This window comes from Neisseria sp. KEM232 (genome assembly GCF_002237445.1).
Taxonomy (GTDB): Bacteria; Pseudomonadota; Gammaproteobacteria; order Burkholderiales; family Neisseriaceae; genus Neisseria.
In genome coordinates this window covers 1,643,463-1,660,584 of the sequence record NZ_CP022527.1, presented here as the reverse complement: position 1 = coordinate 1,660,584, position 17,122 = coordinate 1,643,463, and the positions used below count along the sequence as shown (strand labels likewise).

The 17,122-nt window shown below is 58.8% G+C and carries 19 protein-coding genes, 2 tRNA genes and 3 pseudogenes; 15 read left to right on the top strand and 9 right to left on the bottom strand.

The annotated features are described in order from the left end of the window. Positions 1 to 130: 130 nt before the first annotated feature. Positions 131 to 673 (bottom strand): annotated as a pseudogene (locus CGZ77_RS12290) (TonB-dependent receptor plug domain-containing protein); the annotation flags it as partial. A 415-nt stretch (positions 674 to 1,088) separates the two neighbouring features. Here CGZ77_RS12290 and CGZ77_RS08250 point away from each other — a divergent pair. The 3 genes from CGZ77_RS08250 (at position 1,089) to CGZ77_RS08240 (ending at position 3,427) form a co-directional block, all read left to right on the top strand. Then, positions 1,089 to 1,505, top strand: a complete 417-nt coding sequence (locus CGZ77_RS08250) for an HIT family protein (RefSeq protein WP_094031104.1) — start codon at positions 1,089 to 1,091, stop codon at positions 1,503 to 1,505. An 82-nt stretch (positions 1,506 to 1,587) separates the two neighbouring features. Then, complete coding sequence (locus CGZ77_RS08245) at positions 1,588 to 2,757, top strand: LD-carboxypeptidase (RefSeq protein WP_009426722.1); 1,170 nt, start codon at positions 1,588 to 1,590, stop codon at positions 2,755 to 2,757. Between the two features lie 211 nt (positions 2,758 to 2,968). Next, positions 2,969 to 3,427: a hypothetical protein gene (locus tag CGZ77_RS08240; protein WP_009426721.1), complete on the top strand. Its 459-nt coding sequence runs from the start codon at positions 2,969 to 2,971 to the stop codon at positions 3,425 to 3,427. Between the two features lie 59 nt (positions 3,428 to 3,486). Here CGZ77_RS08240 and CGZ77_RS08235 read toward each other — a convergent pair. Further along, positions 3,487 to 3,562, bottom strand: a tRNA-Thr gene (locus CGZ77_RS08235). Between the two features lie 606 nt (positions 3,563 to 4,168). Here CGZ77_RS08235 and earP point away from each other — a divergent pair. Both earP and efp read left to right on the top strand, forming a co-directional pair. Continuing rightward, positions 4,169 to 5,305 (top strand): elongation factor P maturation arginine rhamnosyltransferase EarP, encoded by a 1,137-nt coding sequence (earP, locus tag CGZ77_RS08230; RefSeq protein WP_157697527.1) that lies wholly within the window; start codon positions 4,169 to 4,171, stop codon positions 5,303 to 5,305. A 45-nt stretch (positions 5,306 to 5,350) separates the two neighbouring features. Further along, a complete protein-coding gene (efp, locus tag CGZ77_RS08225; RefSeq protein ID WP_009426716.1) occupies positions 5,351 to 5,911 on the top strand; it encodes an elongation factor P in 561 nt (186 codons plus the stop codon). A 224-nt stretch (positions 5,912 to 6,135) separates the two neighbouring features. Here the strand turns inward: efp and tatC are convergent, their stop codons facing one another. The 7 genes from tatC to CGZ77_RS08190 all read right to left on the bottom strand — a co-directional run bounded on the left by tatC (position 6,136) and on the right by CGZ77_RS08190 (position 11,324). Further along, a complete protein-coding gene (gene tatC / locus CGZ77_RS08220; protein WP_009426715.1) occupies positions 6,136 to 6,882 on the bottom strand; it encodes a twin-arginine translocase subunit TatC in 747 nt (248 codons plus the stop codon). Next, positions 6,879 to 7,400 carry a Sec-independent protein translocase protein TatB gene (gene tatB / locus CGZ77_RS08215; RefSeq protein ID WP_009426714.1) on the bottom strand — a complete coding sequence of 174 codons (522 nt, stop codon included), beginning with the start codon at positions 7,398 to 7,400 and terminating at the stop codon, positions 6,879 to 6,881. The genes tatC and tatB overlap by 4 nt, the downstream gene beginning before the upstream one ends. A gap of 3 nt (positions 7,401 to 7,403) precedes the next feature. Then, on the bottom strand, positions 7,404 to 7,610 hold the full coding sequence (tatA, locus tag CGZ77_RS08210; protein WP_009426708.1) for a Sec-independent protein translocase subunit TatA: 207 nt from the start codon (positions 7,608 to 7,610) through the stop codon (positions 7,404 to 7,406). A gap of 38 nt (positions 7,611 to 7,648) precedes the next feature. Further along, positions 7,649 to 7,981: a histidine triad nucleotide-binding protein gene (locus CGZ77_RS08205; protein ID WP_009426707.1), complete on the bottom strand. Its 333-nt coding sequence runs from the start codon at positions 7,979 to 7,981 to the stop codon at positions 7,649 to 7,651. 138 nt (positions 7,982 to 8,119) lie between these two features. Continuing rightward, positions 8,120 to 9,598 (bottom strand): YdiU family protein, encoded by a 1,479-nt coding sequence (locus CGZ77_RS08200; protein WP_036496400.1) that lies wholly within the window; start codon positions 9,596 to 9,598, stop codon positions 8,120 to 8,122. Between the two features lie 495 nt (positions 9,599 to 10,093). Further along, positions 10,094 to 10,678: a GTP cyclohydrolase II gene (gene ribA, locus CGZ77_RS08195; protein WP_009426701.1), complete on the bottom strand. Its 585-nt coding sequence runs from the start codon at positions 10,676 to 10,678 to the stop codon at positions 10,094 to 10,096. Next, positions 10,671 to 11,324 (bottom strand): GAF domain-containing protein, encoded by a 654-nt coding sequence (locus CGZ77_RS08190; RefSeq protein ID WP_094031102.1) that lies wholly within the window; start codon positions 11,322 to 11,324, stop codon positions 10,671 to 10,673. The genes ribA and CGZ77_RS08190 overlap by 8 nt, the downstream gene beginning before the upstream one ends. Before the next feature lie 194 nt (positions 11,325 to 11,518). Here CGZ77_RS08190 and CGZ77_RS08185 point away from each other — a divergent pair. The 10 genes and pseudogenes from CGZ77_RS08185 to CGZ77_RS08140 all read left to right on the top strand — a co-directional run bounded on the left by CGZ77_RS08185 (position 11,519) and on the right by CGZ77_RS08140 (position 16,864). Further along, positions 11,519 to 11,603, top strand: a tRNA-Leu gene (locus CGZ77_RS08185). 207 nt (positions 11,604 to 11,810) lie between these two features. Continuing rightward, positions 11,811 to 12,658 (top strand): annotated as a pseudogene (locus tag CGZ77_RS08180) (tyrosine-type recombinase/integrase). Positions 12,659 to 13,170: 512 nt separating this feature from the next. Continuing rightward, positions 13,171 to 13,425, top strand: coding sequence for a type II toxin-antitoxin system prevent-host-death family antitoxin (locus tag CGZ77_RS08175; protein ID WP_009424871.1), 255 nt, complete (start codon positions 13,171 to 13,173; stop codon positions 13,423 to 13,425). Beyond that, a complete protein-coding gene (locus tag CGZ77_RS08170) occupies positions 13,425 to 13,838 on the top strand; it encodes a type II toxin-antitoxin system VapC family toxin (RefSeq protein ID WP_009424870.1) in 414 nt (137 codons plus the stop codon). The genes CGZ77_RS08175 and CGZ77_RS08170 overlap by 1 nt, the downstream gene beginning before the upstream one ends. Before the next feature lie 184 nt (positions 13,839 to 14,022). Then, on the top strand, positions 14,023 to 14,826 hold the full coding sequence (locus CGZ77_RS08165; RefSeq protein WP_009424869.1) for a hypothetical protein: 804 nt from the start codon (positions 14,023 to 14,025) through the stop codon (positions 14,824 to 14,826). Between the two features lie 120 nt (positions 14,827 to 14,946). Then, positions 14,947 to 15,165, top strand: coding sequence for an AlpA family transcriptional regulator (locus CGZ77_RS08160; RefSeq protein WP_094031101.1), 219 nt, complete (start codon positions 14,947 to 14,949; stop codon positions 15,163 to 15,165). Next, entirely contained in the window at positions 15,162 to 15,446 is a 285-nt protein-coding gene (locus CGZ77_RS08155; protein WP_009424867.1) for a helix-turn-helix domain-containing protein, read from the top strand. Before CGZ77_RS08160 ends, CGZ77_RS08155 begins: the two co-directional genes overlap by 4 nt. A gap of 41 nt (positions 15,447 to 15,487) precedes the next feature. Continuing rightward, entirely contained in the window at positions 15,488 to 15,799 is a 312-nt protein-coding gene (locus CGZ77_RS08150; RefSeq protein WP_009424866.1) for a hypothetical protein, read from the top strand. Beyond that, a pseudogene (locus tag CGZ77_RS12795) lies at positions 15,796 to 16,199 on the top strand (hypothetical protein). Before CGZ77_RS08150 ends, CGZ77_RS12795 begins: the two are co-directional and overlap by 4 nt. Beyond that, positions 16,196 to 16,864, top strand: a complete 669-nt coding sequence (locus CGZ77_RS08140) for a KilA-N domain-containing protein (protein ID WP_009424864.1) — start codon at positions 16,196 to 16,198, stop codon at positions 16,862 to 16,864. Before CGZ77_RS12795 ends, CGZ77_RS08140 begins: the two are co-directional and overlap by 4 nt. The last annotated feature ends 258 nt before the right edge of the window (positions 16,865 to 17,122 follow it).

The following is a 17,122-nucleotide window of genomic DNA, read 5'->3' as shown; positions in this document are numbered from 1 at the left end:
CTTTGGCGACTGTGCCTTGGCCGTTGGCGAAGTTGACGGTGTCGCCGTGGGTTACGAAGTCTTTCGCTACGCCGTTGCCTTGGACGGTGAAGCCTGCGTTGAGTACGTCGTTGACGGTGGCGGCGTTGTTTTGGCCTTCGGGGACAATATCGTCGGCGTCGATGGTTTTCATGGCCACCGAGCCGCCGATGCCGCTTTTGATGCCCCGGTTAAACGACGGGCCTTTTTCGACATAGACGCTGCTGATGATGTTGGGGTCGACATAGTTGCGGTTGTTCGCGCCCGCGTAGCCGCGCCACACGGTAATCGCCTGCTCGGTGCCGTCCACGGTTACGGGAATGCGTCCCTGCCCCTGCACGCCGCGTATGTTGGGATCAATGGCGCCGCTGTTGCGCGCGTCGCCGCTGTACACGCCGACCATGCCGCTTAAAAGGTCGGATACGGTGTTGCCTTTGAAGGTTTCGACTTCTTCCTTGCCTTTGTAAAGATTCACCACTTCGCGGGTGTAAACGCGGTCGCGGCCGGTTTGGTGTTTGTTTTTGTTGCCTTTGACGATAACGGTTTCGAGGGCGGAGGATTCTGCGGCGTCGGCGGCGGTGTTGTCGGCGAAGGCGGCAGGCGTGCCGAGTACGGCGATGCAGGCGGCGAGGGTTTTGAGACGGGTTTTATTCATGACGGAAGTCCTTGCAGAATGATTCTAAAATTATGCAAATCAGTTTGATTTTTGTTTGAAGATTAGGATTATACATAATTTAACTCAGTGCAACAGAACAAAACGGTTTCGATAAAGCACGCGCGACTGTTTGGCACTTTTTGATGCGGGGAGGCCGTCTGAAAAAACACGGCGGGAAGACGAACAGATGTATTTGCAAGTGTATGAGAGGTCGTCTGAAATATTGGTTTTCAGACGGCCTCTCTACGCCTTGCGCACCGCATGCAGGGAAACCTGTTCGGCAGAACGGAAAGCGGGACGGGTTTGCCCGCCTCTCCGTCAAATCAGGTAAAGGAGGGAAGCGCAGAGGCCGTCTGAAAAGTCGGCGCGGGCGGTTTCCGTTACAATGCGGCCTTTTATTTTGCGGAGTTTGGCGATGGAACAATGCCCTATCTGCACGGCCGAAAACGAAGACGTGCTGTGGCAAAACGACAGGCTGCGGGTGATTGCGGTGCACGGCGAGGCCAATGCGCCGGCGTTCTGCCGCGTGATTTGGCACGATCATGTGGCGGAGATGACCGATCTTACGCCTGCCGACCGCGACGAGCTGATGGCGGCCGTGTACCGCGTGGAAGCGGCGATGCGCGAGGTGTTCCGCCCGGCGAAAATCAATTTGGCGAGCCTGGGCAATGTCGTGCCGCACCTGCATTGGCATGTGATTGCGCGTTTTGCCGGCGATGCGAATTTTCCCGCGCCGGTGTGGGCGGCGGCACAGCGCGAAAGCGCCGTTGTGCTGCCCGAAGACTGGCCGCGGCAGGTGCGCGAACAGCTGGCACGCATTGAGGCCGTCTGAAAGCAAAGTTGCAACGCAGCCAAAACGCCGCGTTTTGATTTTGCAAATCTGTTTTTTTGATGCCGTCTGAAAGGATAGAAAAATGACTTGGCAGATTTCACGCCGCAGCCTGCTGCGCGGTTCGGCCGCCGTGGCGGGCGCGGGCTTGTTGCAGGCCTGCGCGGGCACGCCTGCGGGGCAGAATGCCGCGCAAGTGCGGCCGCAGCCGCAAAGCAAACAACCGAAAACATCAGGAAACAACGTGTTACGTATTATCGCTTCTTCGGGCTTCGCGCCCGAACCCGCCCGCGCGCAGGCGGGTATCAATCTGCTGCAATACGCGGGTTTTGCCGTTACCAACCAAGAAGCGGCCTTCCGCCGCTTCCAGCGCTTTGCGGGCAGCGACGCCGAACGCATTGCCGACGTGCAGGACGTGGCGGCAGGCCGCGCGGCCACACCCAAGGTGCTGATGGGCATGCGCGGCGGCTACGGCGCGCACCGCCTGCTGCCGCATATCGACTTTGCCTCGCTGGGCGCGAGAATGCGCGAACACGGCACGCTGTTTTTCGGTTTCAGCGACGTTTGCGCCCTGCAACTGGCGCTGCTGGCGCAGGGCGGATGGCTGAGCTTCGCCGGCCCGATGGTGTACAGCGAGTTCGGCAAACCCGTGCCGAGCAGCTACACGATGGATTCGTTTATCCGCTGCACCACCAACCCCGACTACACCGTATCCGTGCCCGCCGTGCAGCGGCGCGACCTGCACATCGAAGGCATGTTTTGGGGCGGCAACCTCAGCGTCCTGTCCGCACTGGCCGGCAGCCCCTATATGCCCGACATCAAAGGCGGCATTCTGTTTATCGAAGACGTGGGCGAGCAGCCCTACCGCATCGAACGGATGCTGCAAACCCTGCTTCTGGCGGGCGTTTTGCAGAAACAGCAGGCCGTTGTATTGGGCGATTTCCGCATGGGCTCCATCCGCGACGTGTACGATGGCAGCTACGATTTGAGCGCCGTCACCGCCGCCGTTTCCCGTGCTGCGAAAATCCCCGTGCTGACCGGCTTCCCCTTCGGACACATCGCCGACAAAACCACCTTCCCGCTCGGCGCGCACGCCAAAATCCGCAGCGACGGCAACGGCGGTTACACCGTCGCCTTCTCCGGCTACCCCACACTGGACAAAAACAGCCTCAGCCTCGACAACCTGATGCCGCAAACCGCCTTTGACACGGGTATCACACAAAGCGTTATCGAAGAAAAAGCCGATTCGGAATAGCCTGCGGGCATTGTCCGAACGCCAAAGCGGCAGGGAAACATACTGCCGCTTTTTTTGAGGCCGTTCGCGCCTATACCCCTTCGGGGCATAAACGCGGGAATAACGTTTCTGAAAACAGTCGGCACCGTTTTTCCTCTGCCCGAACAAACCGCCGCAGCGGCGCGGAGTTTCCGCTATACTGCCGCCGTTTCCAACCCAACGGGAGAACTCCATGAAACAACTTGCCTTTTTACTCGCCACCGCCGCCGCACTCTCCGCCTGCTCGGACACAAACGGCACATCCCTCAGCCTAGGCATCGGCGGCTTCGGCCGCCACCTCGGCCTCGGCACATCGGTCAACATCCCCATCGGCGGCAAAACCGCCCTGCCCGACGCGGCCGATGCGGGAGAAAAAACCGTCGCCCACTTCTCCGCCGACGGCAAAACCGCCGACAGCCCGGTCAAAGGCGGCTACTACCGCCGGCTGATCGGCAAACGCGGCAGCGTCTATCTGGTGCAGGATTTTTACACCGAAGACCAAAAACGCACCGACCCGATGGAACTCCCCCGCAGCGCCCTGTTTGACGCCGACGCCCATCCCGACAACGGCAGCCGCGCCGTCTATGCCCGCAGCGGCGAACTGCTGAACCAACAGGTTTACCGCAACGGCAAAGCCGTCGAAACAAAATAAGCCGCCGCATCTGCGGCAGACGCAAAACAGCCCGACTGAAAAGTCGGGCTGTTTTAATTTGGTGCCGGCGGCAGGATTCGAACTCGCGACCCCCTGATTACAAGTCAGGTGCTCTACCAACTGAGCTACACCGGCTGAAAGAAGCGCGCATTATCCGGCATCGGCCGCCTGCAGGCAAGCGTTTTCACGCAGGAAAAACGGGGTTTCATATCATCGCAATGTTTTTTCTATATAAAAAACCCGCTCCCGAAGCGCAGCGGCCGCAGGGCGGCGCGGCATCCGTCCGACAGGCACAAAGGCCGTCTGAAAAAGCGGCGGCGGGCTGAGGAAATGCCGCCGCACGCTGTTTCAGACGGCCTTAGGGTCTGCCTCATCCGCCTCTTCGCCTAGAGGCAGAATGCCGACAGTCTCTAGCAAATCCGCGATAAAACAAGGCTTCGCCGAGTTGCCCACAAAAGCTGTGGATAACTTTGTGGGTATTTTGTGGGCGGAAGCGGTTTTTGCCGTCGAATCGGGATTTTCCCTTAAACTGCATAAAAAATAGTCAATTATAAAATTTGTTTTAAATCATCAAATTAAATGATTTTAAGGCTTGTCAAGAGCGAAATTTAAAATTTCTTTACAGCCCGTCGTTTTTCAGACGGCCGTGTGGATAAACGGCATTTTGTACGCCTTTTCGGGCTTGACAAAACGGCGGATCGGCGTAAAACCCGCATCCGATTGGATTTTACGGATACCGCCATGCCCTACCCCGCCGCCGACTGCCATATTTTCTGCACCGTTATCGACAATTTCGGCGACATCGGCGTCAGCCTGCGGCTGGCGCGCATTCTGCAAAACGAACCGGGCTGGCGCGTGACGCTGTGGACGGACGACGAAGCCGCGCTGCGCGCCCTGTGTCCCGACCTGCCCGCGCTGCCCTGCGTTTACCGGGGAATGGAAATGCGTTTGTGGCGCGAAGGCGGGGATTTGCCGCAATGGCAGGGCGCGGACGTGGTGATCGAAACCTTCGGCTGCGAGCTGCCCGGGCGCGTCAGACAGGGCATACGGGCGCGTAAATCGTTGTGGCTGAACTGGGAATACCTCAGCGCGGAGGAATGGGCGGCGGCGATGCACGGCAAACCCTCGCCGCAGGCCGACGGCACGGAAAAATTCTTCTGGCTGATGGGTTTTGACGGGCGCGGCGGCGGCCTGCTGCGGGAAAAAGACTATGCCGCGCCCGATACGGCCGCTCTCGCCGCGTTCAGACGCTCTCTCGGTCTGACACCGAAAACCGCGCCCGAGTGGCTTCTGTTCGGCTACCGCAGCCCCGTTTGGGCGCACTGGCTGCGTATGTGGCAGGCGGCGGGCGAGCCGCTCACCCTGCTGCTGGCGGGCACGCAGATTACCGACAGCCTGAAAGAAGCGGGCGTCCTGCCGCGCGACAGCCTGAAAGAAGCGGGCAGCGTTTTTCAGACGGCCTGCGTCACGCTGGTGCGCCTGCCCTTCGTGCCGCAGGACGATTTCGACACGCTGCTGTATCTTGCAGACGGCCTGATTGTGCGCGGCGAAGACAGCTTCGTGCGCGCGCAGCTGTCGGGCAAACCGTTTTTCTGGCACATCTACCCGCAGGACGAAATGGCGCATTTGGACAAACTCGACGCCTTCTGGCGCCTGCCCTACCCGCTGTTCCCCGCAGACACCGCCGCCGCCCACCGCGCCCTGTCGGACGAGCTGAACGGCAGAGGCCGTCTGAACGACGCCGAACGGCTGGCGCACTGGCGGCTTTTGGCCGGGCGCGACAACGGCTGGACGCAGGCCGCCGAAGCCTGGCGGCAGCACCTGTTTGCCCAAGAAACGGCTGCGGAAAAACTGGCAAACTTCGTCAAACACCGCTAAAATGCGCCGCTTTGATTTTTAAACCTTTACAGAATTGGAAACAGCATGAAAACCGCACAAGAACTGCGCGCCGGCAACGTATTTATGGTCGGCAACGACCCGATGGTGGTACAGAAAACCGAATACATCAAAGGCGGCCGCTCCTCCGCCAAAGTGAGCATGAAGCTGAAAAACCTGCTCACCGGCGCGGCTTCCGAAACCATTTACAAAGCCGACGACAAATTCGACGTCGTGATTCTGGCGCGCAAAAACTGCACATACAGCTACTTCGCCGACCCGATGTATGTGTTTATGGACGACGAGTTCAACCAATACGAAATCGAAGCCGACAACATCGGCGACGCGCTGAAATTCATCGTCGACGGCATGGAAGACGTGTGCGAAGTGACCTTCTACGAAGGCAACCCCATTTCCGTCGAGCTGCCCACCATCATCGTGCGCGAAGTGGAATACACCGAGCCCGCCGTCAAAGGCGACACTTCGGGCAAAGTGATGAAAACCGCACGTCTCGTCGGCGGCACCGAAATCCAGGTGATGTCCTACATCGAAAACGGCGACAAAGTGGAAATCGACACCCGCACCGGCGAATTCCGCAAACGCGCCTAAGCCGCCTCGCCAAAGCCGTTCAGTTCAAAAGGCCGTCTGAAAGCGTTTCAGACGGCCTCTCTCTTTTTCAGACGGCCTCAACGACACGCCTGCGAATGCCCGCCGCGTCTTCCGAATACCGTCCGACGCTGCCGCCGCGGGCGGATATTTTGCTTCACTATCAAGCTGCTAAAGGCCGTCTGAAAACCGTCTTAACTATTGTCAAGCTGCGTTTTCAGACGGCCTTATTCTTCCCCGTCCGCTTCGCCGCTGTCGTGCACGGGTTTGAACAGGCGGGCGGCCAGCAGGCCGAGTTCGTAGAGCAGCACCATGGGCACGGCCATCAGCACCTGCGACAGGACGTCGGGCGGGGTGATGACGGCGGCGACGGCAAACGCGCCGACGATAACGTAAGGCCGTGCGCCGCGCATTTGTTCCAGCGACACCACGCCCATGCGGTGCAGCAGGACGACGACGATGGGCACTTCAAAAGTTGCGCCGAAGGCGACGAACATGCCGAGCACGAAAGACAGGTATTTGTCGATGTCGGTGGCCATGCTCACGCCCTGCGGCGTGACGCCGGCGAGGAATTTGAACACGATGGGGAAAACGGCGAAATAGGCGAAGGCCATGCCGCAGGCGAAGAGGATGAGACTGGAGAGCACCAGCGGCAGAATCAGGCGTTTTTCGCTGCGGTAGAGAGCGGGGGCGACGAAAGCCCAGATTTGGTAGAGCGTGTGCGGCAGGGTGGCGAGGAAGGCGGTCATCAGCGCCACTTTCACCGGCACGAAAAACGGCGCGATCACGTCGGTGGCAATCATCTGCGAGCCCTGCGGCAGGGTGGCCATCAACGGTTGGGCGACGAAGGTGTAAAGCTGCTGGGCGAAGGGAACGGTGGCGAAGAAGGCGGCCAAAAGCGCCAGCATGATCCACATCAGGCGGCGGCGCAGCTCGATCAGGTGTTCCATCAGGGTTTGCGTCTGCGCGCTCATTGCCCTGCTCCTTTCAGACGGCCTCTTTGGCGGCGCACGCGCAACTGCGGCTGCGGGCGGTGGCGCGGGCGCAGGTCGCGGCGGCGGTTCATCGCCTGGCGGCGCAGGGTCACCATGTGCACGGGCACGGCGCAGTCGTAAAAAGCGCCTCCCGCATCAAGCGGACGGCCGTTGCCGTCGAGGCCGAAATCGGCGGGGGTACGCTGCGGCGGCAGGCGCTCCCAAGCGGGCAGGCCATCGTCCGCTTCGGGGTTTTCAGACGGCCTTTCGCCGTATTGCGGGCTTTGCAGGCCGTCACGTACTTCGCGCACGGCGGAGACGAAGTTGTCTTTGACTTCCGCCAGCTCGGCCTGTTCGATTTGGCGGTTGAGTTCGCCTTTCATGTCGGCGACGAAGCCTTGCAGTTTGCCCAGCCATTTTCCGGCGGTGCGCGCCGCTTTCGGCAGACGTTCGGGCCCGAGGACGACGAGGGCGACGATGCCGGTGAGCAGCAGTTCGCTGAAACCGAGATCGAACATGGTTTAGGCGGATTTGTCGTTGTCGGCGGCGGACTTGGCAGCGGCTTCGTCCTTGCCTTCGCCGTCGGTGCCTTCGTTCAGTCCTTTTTTGAAGTCGTGCACCGCGCCGCCGAGGTCTTTGCCGACGTTGCGCAGTTTTTTCGTGCCGAACACCAGCACGACGATGAGTAACAATAAGAGCCAGTGGCTGAGGCTGCTGAAACCGGGCATGAGTTTTTCCTTTATATATAACGTTTGGTTGGGGCTGTTCAGACGGCCTGTGCGGGCGTGCCCATGATATGGATGTGCAGGTGGAACACTTCCTGACCGCCGCCGCGTCCGGTGTTGATCTGCGTTTTGAAGCCGTTGGCAAGGCCGTGTTCGGCGGCGATTTGCGGCACTTTCAGCATCATTCTGCCCAGCAGGGCTTCGTGGCGGCTTTCGGCGTGCGCGAGCGAGTCGAAATGCTCTTTGGGAATCAGCAGCAGGTGCACGGGCGCGGCGGGGCGGATGTCTTTGAAACACAGGGTTTCTTCGTCTTCGTACACCACAGCGGCGGGGATTTGCTTGTCGGCGATTTTGCAGAAAATGCAGTCGGTCATATCGTTCTCCTGTCGGCAGGCGTTTTCAGACGGCCTGATGCCTGCGGCAAAGCGCGGATTGTAATACAAACGATAAAGGCCGTTGCGTATAAATTAAGAATGAGGCCGTCTGAAACGGCTTTCAGACGGCCTCATACGTTAGCTCGAACAGAACAGGGCGGGCGGCGGCGTGCCTGCGGGCGGGGCTTCGGCGAAGTCGGCAAATTCGGGCTGTTCGTCGTAAGGATTGGCCAGACAGCGGCGCAGGCGTTCGATGGGGGCGAAGTCGCCCGCTTCCGCCGCCGCGACGGCCTGTTGCGCCAAATGGTTGCGCAGGATGTAGAGCGGGTTGGCGCGGTTCATGCGCGTGGCGCGTTCGTCGCGGCGGCTGTTTTCCGCGCGCAGGCGTTGGCGGTAGCGGCCGATCCACAGGGCAAGGTCGGGCGGCAGGCTGCCGCCGCACAGGTTGAGCAGCGGCTCGGGGAAGGCGTCGGCGTGCGCTTCGGTCAGCAGGGACAGGCGGCGGAAGAAAAGTGTGAAATCTATGTCTTTGCCGTGCAGGGCGGCGAAGAGGTCTTCTGCCAAAGCGGCATCGCCCGCGTGCCCGTTTTGTAGGCCGAGTTTGCGCCGCATTACGGCGAGATAGGCCGTCTGAAAATGCTGCGGCCACTGCTGCACCAGCGCGTCGGCTTCGTTTTCGCCGCCTGCGAGCAGCGGGGCGAAGCAGGCAGCTAGGGCGGCGGCGTTCCAGTGGGCGGCGTAGGGCTGGGCGTGGTAGGCGTAGCGTCCGGCTTTGTCGGAGCGGTTGGCGACATGGCGGCGGTCGTAAGCGTCGAGGAAGGCGAAGGGGCCGTAGTCGATGGTGAGGCCGAGGACGGACATATTGTCGGTGTTCATCACGCCGTGGCAGAAGCCGACGCCCTGCCAGGCGGCGACAAGGTCGGCGGTGCGGCGGATGATGGTTTGCAACAGGATGGCGTAGGGGCTTGCGGCGTCGGTGCAGTCGGGGTAGTGGCGGCGGATGAGGTAGTCGGCAAGCTGTTGCAGTCCTCCGCTGCGGCCGGTGTAAAACAGGTATTCGAAATGGCCGAAGCGCAGAAAGTCGGGGGCGAGGCGGGTGAGGACGGCGGCGTTTTCCTGCCGTTCGCGGTAGACGGGGTCGGCGCTGCCGCACAGGGCGAGGGCGCGGGTGGTGGGGATGCCGAGGCCGTGCATGGCTTCGGAACACAGGTATTCGCGCACGCTCGAACGCAACACGGCGCGGCCGTCGGCAAAGCGGGAATACGGGGTTTTGCCCGCACCTTTGAGCTGCCACTGCCAGAGGCGGCCGTGGCGGTCGTTGGCTTCGCCGATCAGCAGGGCGCGGCCGTCGCCGAGTTTGGGGGTGTAGACGCCGAACTGGTGGCCTGCGTAGGCAGTGGCGACGGGCGGCGGGGAATAGCCGTCGGCGCTGCCCGACAGGTAGGCAAGGTTGGCGGCCGTCTGAAAATCCTGCGCCGCCAGGCCGAAATCGGCCAGCAGGTCGGGATTGGTCGCCACCCAATAGGGCTCGTTCAACGGCTCGGGACGCACGGCGGCATACATCACGTCGGGCAGTTCGGCCAGCGGCAGGGGACGCAGCGGCAGGGTGTGGGACATGGGTTTTCCTTTGGGCGGGGATGTTGAGGCCGTCTGAAAAGGCTGCGGTGGTGCTTTCAGACGGCCTCCATTCAGGCAAACAACACAGCAATACCGCCCGCTATCAGCACAAGCTGCACCGCGCCTTTGAGCAGAGCCGTGCGGCTGACGAAGTATAGTGAAACAAAATAGGAAAGATACAAGGCAGCAAGCCGAAGACAGTATGAGTAATACGGCAAGGCGCAGCAACGCCGTAGATTTTCTATTTTGTTTCACTTATAGATAAACAGCGTGCCCGTCAGCGCAAACATCAGAATAACCTGCCAACCCTGCCAGCGGTTCAGATGTTGCGCTTCGCTGAAACAGGTATGCAGGTGCAGCACGAAAACGGTGCAGACCGGCAAAATGAGACCATTTTGTTTTTCTTTCTGTTGTTTAAAGGATTCCGTGTGCAGCCTTTAAGGCCGTCTGAAAACAGGAAAAGGGGTTTCAGACGGCCTCAAAGCCCCATGTCTTTTAAAACAAATGCCCCAGCTTCTCGGCCTTGGTTTGCAGATAACGCTCGTTTTCCGTATTTTCGCCCACATGCAGCGGCACGCGTTCGGCAACGTTGATGCCCGCTTCGCGCAGCGTCCGAACCTTGTCGGGATTATTGGTTAAGAGGCGCACGCCCTTGATGCCCAGATGGGCGAAAATCTGTTGGGCGAGGCGGAAATCGCGGGCGTCGACGGGCAGGCCGAGGGCAAGGTTGGCCTCCACCGTGTCCATGCCCTCATCCTGCAAACGGTAGGCACGGATTTTGTTAATCAGGCCGATGCCGCGCCCTTCCTGCCGCAGATAGGCGATGCAGCCGCGCCCTTCGCGCTGCACGGCCTGCATGGCCGCCTGCAACTGCGGCCCGCAGTCGCATTTGCGCGAAAACAGCGCGTCGCCGGTCAGGCATTCGGAGTGCACGCGCGCCAGAACGGGCAGGCCGTCTGAAACGTCGCCCATCGTCAGTGCCACGTGTTCCTGACCGTTTTCGTCTTCAAAACCGTGCATGACGAACACGCCCCACTCGGTCGGCAGGCGGCAGGAGGCGACAAATGCCAGCTTAGCCATGGCCGTCCTCCTGCGCTTCGTCTTCGCCTGCGAGCTGCCGCAAAGGCTCGGCCAGTGCCAGCGTCAGGCCGACCCATACCGTTTGCGCCGCCGCGTCGAAAGCGTTTTTCTCCGCCGCTTCGACATAAACCACGCCCAAAACCGTGCCGTTTTCCAGCGTGACCGGCAAGGCCATCTGGCTGCCCGAATCCGCATGCGCCGCGCCGCGCAGCTCGTCAAATTCCAACCAGCGCGCCACATCGTCGGCCAGATTCAGCCAGCCGCTCTGCGCCGAACGGCTCGCCAGATGCCGCCAGCCGGTTTCTTCGTCCAGCGGCAGCAGCCCTTCCGCCGCTTCGCCGCGCCGCGCCAAACCCAGCAGCACGCCCGCTTCCCGCAGCCGCAGATACACCGCCGCCGAACGCGCGCCCGAACGATCCCAAGCGGAATCGAGCGCCATAAATACCTGTTTCAACAAATTTTCCGTGGTTTCATCCTGCGGCAGATAGTCCGACGGCACCACGCCGCCCCACAGCACGGAGCGGTCGATCTCCGCCTGCCCCATTCCTACCACCGCCTGCGCCGCCAGATGCGCCATGCGCACCTCGTCGGCAGAAAGCCGCAAACCCTGCGTTTGCAGGTAATCCCGAACCAATGTGTCCGACATCGTCCGACCTTTCTCGTCAAGCAAATATAAATAGAAAGGCCGTCTGAAACCGTTCAGACGGCCTGTATCGAATGTCGGCCAATATAATCCGTTTTGCCGGATTTTCAAGCCGACACCCGCTATGGCCGCGATTGCCGTCCGCGCCGCCCTTGCAAAAACCCGTTGTTTCCGTATAATCCGCCGCTTCGTTTCATGCGGATGTGGCGAAATTGGTAGACGCACCAGATTTAGGTTCTGGCGTTGAGAAACGTGAGAGTTCGAGTCTCTCCATCCGCACCAACATACAAAAACAGCCCAATCCTTCGGGCTGTTTTTTTACGTCTAACGCCGTCTAACGCCATCAACCAAACGCCCGACCCATAAGGCTTTGCGCCTATTTCCCCCTCCTATTTTCCCGCTTTAATTGTCTAACGCCGTCCAATCCCGCCCGATTGAATCAACCAAATTCAGGGGGTATATTTGGGGGTATCTCAAAATACCCCCCAAATGCCCTTAAACGACCGCCAAATCAGGAACACCAAGCCCGCCGCCAAACCCTACAAACTGGCAGACGGCGGCGGTCTGCATTTGGCCGTTACCCCTGCGGGCGGCAAGCTATGGCGGCTGAAGTACCGTATCGACGGGAAAGAGAAGACTCACCATCGGCAAATATCCCGCTGTTTCCCTGCTGGAAGCCCGCCAAGCCGCCGAACAGGCGCGGACGGACTTGGCTAAGGGCATTGACCCCGCCGCCGCCAAACAACAGGACAAAGCAGAGCGGCGGGCGGCGCTGCAAAACACGTTTGAAGCCCTTGCCCGCCGCTGGCATGCCGACAATCTGCACCGCTGGAAGCCAAACCACGCCGCCCGCCTGCTGGCCTATTTTGAAAAAGACGTTTTCCCGCACATCGGAAACGAGCCGATAGACGGCCTGAAAGTGGCCGACATCAAAGACCTGCTAGGCCGCATCTTGGCACGCGGGGCAATCAACACGGCAGAAAAAATCAGGGATTGGATCGGCGCGGTTTACGACTATGCGGCCATGCTGGAAATCACAGACCGCAACCCCGCCCGCGCCCTGAAAGGCTTTCTGCATGACGCTAACCCGCATCATGGAACGGCTTGGCTACAAGGGCATCGCCACGCCCCACGGCTTCCGCAGCCTTGCAAGCAGCGTGTTGAACGAGCAGGGTTACAACCTCGACGCCATCGAACGGCAGCTTTCCCACATAGACGAAAACCGAATCAGGGCAGCCTACAACCGCTCCGACTACATGGACGAGCGGCGGGAGATGATGCAGTGGTATGCGGATTTTCTGCGCCGGCACTATGAAGAGGCCAAAAAGCCTACATGAATCAAGGCTGTATCCATATGAAAACTTGGTAAAACTTAAGCGCCGGCGCCCGCAATACCGGCGTTTTTTTCTGCCAGCCTGAAAAAACGCTATACGCGCGAGAAAATGCGATTTTGGTGGGTATGTGGGTATGATTGGTTTAAGTTATTTATTTAAAAGATAAAAACCATACCCACTAACTGATTTTTTGGTGGGTATGCGGTGGGTATGGTGGGTATGGTGGGTATGAATCTTCAGGCTGCCTGAAAACCACACTTTCACAAATGCGCCTGTATTGCGAAATGCTGGCGTTTTACCCTTGATGGCTACTTACCCCCATTCCCAAGCGCTTTAACCCGCCTAGAAACGCAGCACAGCGCCAGCAAACGGAACCGCCTTTGCAAGTTGTGCTATTCGCTATCACTGGACTGCGGATAAATCCGTATTTTCACCGGTATTTTTCATTCCATGCCGTGCAATCCGACCCAATGCGTTATAATCCCGTATAAACATCAATACAGAAAGGCTGCATCATGAAGATTTACAGCAGTAGGGAATTTAACCAGCGCACCAACCAAGCGCAAAAAGCCGCCCATGCCGCCCCCGTGCTGATAACCAACAGGGGCAGGCCTGATTTGGTTTTGTTGAGCCATGCGGAATATCTGCGACTGACGGGGCGAGCGCAAAGCATGCTGGACGTCCTTGCCGCCCTGCCCGATACCGCAGATATAGAGCTGGAAATTCCACCGCGCAGCACCGCGCAGCGCCGCCCTGTGGAGCTGGATTAATGTATTTGCTGGACACCAACATCATTAGCGAAATGCGGAAAATCCCGCGCGGCACGGCAAACGCGGGCTTAGCTGCATGGCTGGCAGGGCAGAGGCAAGACAACCTGTACACTAGCGCCGTTGTTTTGATGGAGCTGGAGCGGGGCGTTTTGGGCATGGAGCGCAAAGACAAGGCGCAGGGCGCAAGGCTGCGGGCATGGTTTGATGGGATAAAGGAGATTTTCGGGGGGCGCATCCTGCCCGCAGACGCCGATACCGCTGCCGTTTGCGCCACCCTGCACATCCCCGACAAGGCGCCGGAGAACGACGCATGGATAGCGGCAACAGCCAAGCAGCACCGTTTGATACTGGTTACCCGCAACATTGCGGATTTTGAACGCACGGGCGTGCGGCTGATCAACCCTTTGGGGTAAAGCATGAAAACACCCGAGCCGTTAGCCACAATTAGCCATCCCGTGGCTAATTGCGAATAGCGCCGGCAGGGCGCATGAAGCGCAAGGAATGGTTAAGCACAGACGCGCAAGGCCGCCTGATTGTCGGCAGCCCGCTGTTGCAGACTTGGATTGTTGAGAATATTGAGTAAAGGCAGCCTGAAAAATGTTGAGACCGCTTGCGGAAATCGAAAAAGACCCATTTAACGTAAGTTCGGATATTCCTGAAATTTTTGTGTTGATTTCAGGAATTAGACACATTTGGAAAAATAGAAGCCAAGCAGAAATCGACTACATTGCAAGAGCTGTTGATGACTGTATAGCAGCCTATGAAGCTGAAAATTCCGATGATAGTTATGAGGGAAGATTTGACCGCTTAGATGCGCTTGATTGTTACGTTGCAAAACACGACTTCGACTGGATTGATGCAGAAAAATTTGAGGACCCTAGCTTTTACGAGCTTTGCGCCGTGTTGGTGTATGAAAAAATCAACGAAGTTATCGACTGCTTCGACGACGAAATTATAGACGATACCTGCGGAGAAAATTTTCCTTTGTCGCGTCGCGAATGGACGCTTTTTTTAAAAGGGTACGCAAAAGAGATTGCATTAAATGCCTTTTGGCTGCTGATTTACACGAAAGACGATTATTTTCAAACAGTCCTTAGACGGAAAGAGATTATCGACATGGCGGCAATGCAAGAGATAGAGAAGCAAGCCGTTCGTGAGCAAGCCCGCCGCGCCGCCAAAGCTAAACAAAGCCCCTACGAAAAGGCCGGCACAATTGCCGCTGTTTTCGCATGGCTGGATAAAAATCCCCGTATTTTGGAGCCGCGCGGCGGCAAGGCCGACGCTATCCGCAAGATTCAAAGCATGGCGGCAAATCAGGAAATCCCCGCCCCCGATATACCTACGGAAAAAACCGCCGCTTCATGGATAACGCAATGGGAAAAACAGAAATCAGCATGCTGATTTACCGAAATCAGCGCGGTATTTCCTGAAATCAGCGCGCTACTGCATAGACCGCCCCTAGTGGGCGGTTTTTAATTTGCCCATCATCCAACCACTCCCAACACGGCGGAAAGGCAGATTATGCAAACCATACCAAGCTTTATCGACGCCAACGGCCTTGCGCAGGCTTTCAGCGTTTCCACTTCGACGATTTGGAACTGGAATAACCCGAAAAGCCGCCACTACCGCCCGAACTTCCCCAAACCCGTCAAGGTATCGGCCAACGCCACCCGCTGGCCTGCCGACGAAGTGGCCGCCTACATGGCCGAGCTGGCCGCAACACGGGAGGCCGCCCAATGAAAAACGCCCGAAACACACAAGGCATTTCAGGCGCGGCAGAGAAAGCGAGCCGCCATTGTAACCCGTTCAAACCCAACAGCCAATGCGCCGAGCTGCTGGCCATCCTGCAAAGCGGGCAGAGCTTTACCCACTATCAGGCCGCCCAGATGGGCATCATGGCCTTTACCGCACGCATCAAAGAAATCAGGGCGGCAGGCTTTCCCGTTGTCTGCCGCATGGAGCCAACCAAGAACAAGCACGGCAAGACCATCAAACGCGGCATCTACACGCTGGCCGTTTGAAACTTCAATCCCATGCAGACCCGTTTTTGAAAAATAACCCCATGCAATCGAAAGTCAAGCCCATGCAAACCGAAAAACGCACCCCGCCCGCCCCGAAACCCTGCCTTGCCGCCTACGCCCTGCCAAGCGGCGCCGGCAGCCTGAATTACACCTTTACACCATTAGGCTACTTCCCCAGCAAGCACGCGGCAAAGGCCGCTGTTGCCCAAGTGTTGGCGCAGCATCCTGAAGCCGTTTATCTGATACTGGAAGCCAAGCGCAAAACGCCCAGCGCGATTTTCAACCTGCTGGCACAGGAAGCGCAGAAACGCGGTATCGGCCCCACCCCCGAAAACACGGAGAAGCAGCCATGAAGACCGATAGAGCCAACATTATCGGGCGCATCTGCGAAATGCTGGCCGCAGGGCAGAGCATGGCGCAAATCTGCCGCAGCAAATCCATGCCGGCGCAGTCCACCGTTTACCGCTGGCTTGCCGAAAGTGCGGAATTTTCGGAGAGATACGCGCGCGCGAGATACAGGCCGACATGCTGGCAGATGAAATCATCGAGATTGCCGACGCCTGCGAGCCGGAAGCCGCCGCAGTAGCCAAAGCCAAAGCGCGGATAGACGCCCGCAAATGGCTGGTCGCCCGCCTTGCCCCCAAGAAATACGGCGACCGCGTGGACTTGTCCGCAAACATGGCCGTCAAAGTGGAAACGCGCGGCCTTGCTGATATTTTCAGCGAGCCGGCAGCAACGAAGAAAAGCGCATGAATACCCTGACACTCGATTACAACGGCCTTGCCCTGCACGCCAGCCGCGAAGCGTGGTTTAACGCTACCGAAATCGCCGCCCTGTTTGGCAAGCGCCCCATTGACTGGTTAAGGCTGCCTGAAACAGATCGCTACATCGCCGCATTGTGCAAGCGCGAAGCCGAGAAAAGGCAAATAGCCGAAGTGAGAAAATCTCACTTCATAAAAACCCGAAAAGGCGGCAACGACCTAACGCAGCAAGGCACGTGGCTGCATCCGAAGCTGGCCGTTGCTTTCGCCCGCTGGTGCGACGTTGATTTTGCCATCTGGTGCGACGAGCAGATAGAAACCCTGATACGCGACGGCAAAGACTGGCAGGGCGCGCGCCAAGCAAGCAGCATCGGGCAGCAGGTAATGGCCGAAATCCTGCAGGCAACACGCAAGGCCGAAGGCAAGGACACCAAGCCGCACCACTACAGCAATGAAGCCCTGCTGTGCAATGCCGCCCTGACGGGGCAGTTTGCCCCCTTGCAGCGCGACACCTTGGATAAACCCGCCCTTGCCCTGCTTGCCCGCTTGGTAGGCCGCAACGCCGCCCTAATCGGGCAGGGCATGCCCTACCAAGAGCGCAAAGCCGTGCTGTTTGCCATGGCCGCCCCGCAAAGAAGCGCCATTCAGGCAGCCTGAAAGGCTGCCCACAGCATTGACAAAACCGATACAGAGAAGCAGAATTGCGGTTCTCTCTCCTAATGTACACCGCAATCAGCGCGGTAAAGCTGATTTTTTTGCGCCCGTTCGCGGTGTAAAAAATTCCTGCATCCAGTCAAAAGGCAGCCTGAAACCATCGGGCGAGCCGTCAAGCTGTGCGGGTGTCTGCCAACCGTAAGGCGCAGGCCGGTTTGTACGCCGGAGAGAGCACCCGCCCCCTAACGGGCATTCTCAAAT

What these genes read in the sequence shown, in the direction of transcription:
- CGZ77_RS08205 (WP_009426707.1), bottom strand. Translation starts at nt 7,981, where the DNA reads ATGACCGACTGCATTTTCTGCAAAATCGCCGACAAGCAAATCCCCGCC.
- tatC (WP_009426715.1), bottom strand. Translation starts at nt 6,882, where the DNA reads ATGAGCGCGCAGACGCAAACCCTGATGGAACACCTGATCGAGCTGCGC.
- CGZ77_RS08170 (WP_009424870.1), top strand. Translation starts at nt 13,425, where the DNA reads ATGTATTTGCTGGACACCAACATCATTAGCGAAATGCGGAAAATCCCG.
- CGZ77_RS08165 (WP_009424869.1), top strand. Translation starts at nt 14,023, where the DNA reads ATGTTGAGACCGCTTGCGGAAATCGAAAAAGACCCATTTAACGTAAGT.
- CGZ77_RS08155 (WP_009424867.1), top strand. Translation starts at nt 15,162, where the DNA reads ATGAAAAACGCCCGAAACACACAAGGCATTTCAGGCGCGGCAGAGAAA.
- tatA (WP_009426708.1), bottom strand. Translation starts at nt 7,610, where the DNA reads ATGCCCGGTTTCAGCAGCCTCAGCCACTGGCTCTTATTGTTACTCATC.
- earP (WP_157697527.1), top strand. Translation starts at nt 4,169, where the DNA reads ATGCCCTACCCCGCCGCCGACTGCCATATTTTCTGCACCGTTATCGAC.
- CGZ77_RS08245 (WP_009426722.1), top strand. Translation starts at nt 1,588, where the DNA reads ATGACTTGGCAGATTTCACGCCGCAGCCTGCTGCGCGGTTCGGCCGCC.
- CGZ77_RS08160 (WP_094031101.1), top strand. Translation starts at nt 14,947, where the DNA reads ATGCAAACCATACCAAGCTTTATCGACGCCAACGGCCTTGCGCAGGCT.
- efp (WP_009426716.1), top strand. Translation starts at nt 5,351, where the DNA reads ATGAAAACCGCACAAGAACTGCGCGCCGGCAACGTATTTATGGTCGGC.
- CGZ77_RS08190 (WP_094031102.1), bottom strand. Translation starts at nt 11,324, where the DNA reads ATGTCGGACACATTGGTTCGGGATTACCTGCAAACGCAGGGTTTGCGG.
- CGZ77_RS08200 (WP_036496400.1), bottom strand. Translation starts at nt 9,598, where the DNA reads ATGTCCCACACCCTGCCGCTGCGTCCCCTGCCGCTGGCCGAACTGCCC.
- CGZ77_RS08240 (WP_009426721.1), top strand. Translation starts at nt 2,969, where the DNA reads ATGAAACAACTTGCCTTTTTACTCGCCACCGCCGCCGCACTCTCCGCC.
- CGZ77_RS08175 (WP_009424871.1), top strand. Translation starts at nt 13,171, where the DNA reads ATGAAGATTTACAGCAGTAGGGAATTTAACCAGCGCACCAACCAAGCG.
- tatB (WP_009426714.1), bottom strand. Translation starts at nt 7,400, where the DNA reads ATGTTCGATCTCGGTTTCAGCGAACTGCTGCTCACCGGCATCGTCGCC.
- CGZ77_RS08250 (WP_094031104.1), top strand. Translation starts at nt 1,089, where the DNA reads ATGGAACAATGCCCTATCTGCACGGCCGAAAACGAAGACGTGCTGTGG.
- CGZ77_RS08150 (WP_009424866.1), top strand. Translation starts at nt 15,488, where the DNA reads ATGCAATCGAAAGTCAAGCCCATGCAAACCGAAAAACGCACCCCGCCC.
- CGZ77_RS08140 (WP_009424864.1), top strand. Translation starts at nt 16,196, where the DNA reads ATGAATACCCTGACACTCGATTACAACGGCCTTGCCCTGCACGCCAGC.
- ribA (WP_009426701.1), bottom strand. Translation starts at nt 10,678, where the DNA reads ATGGCTAAGCTGGCATTTGTCGCCTCCTGCCGCCTGCCGACCGAGTGG.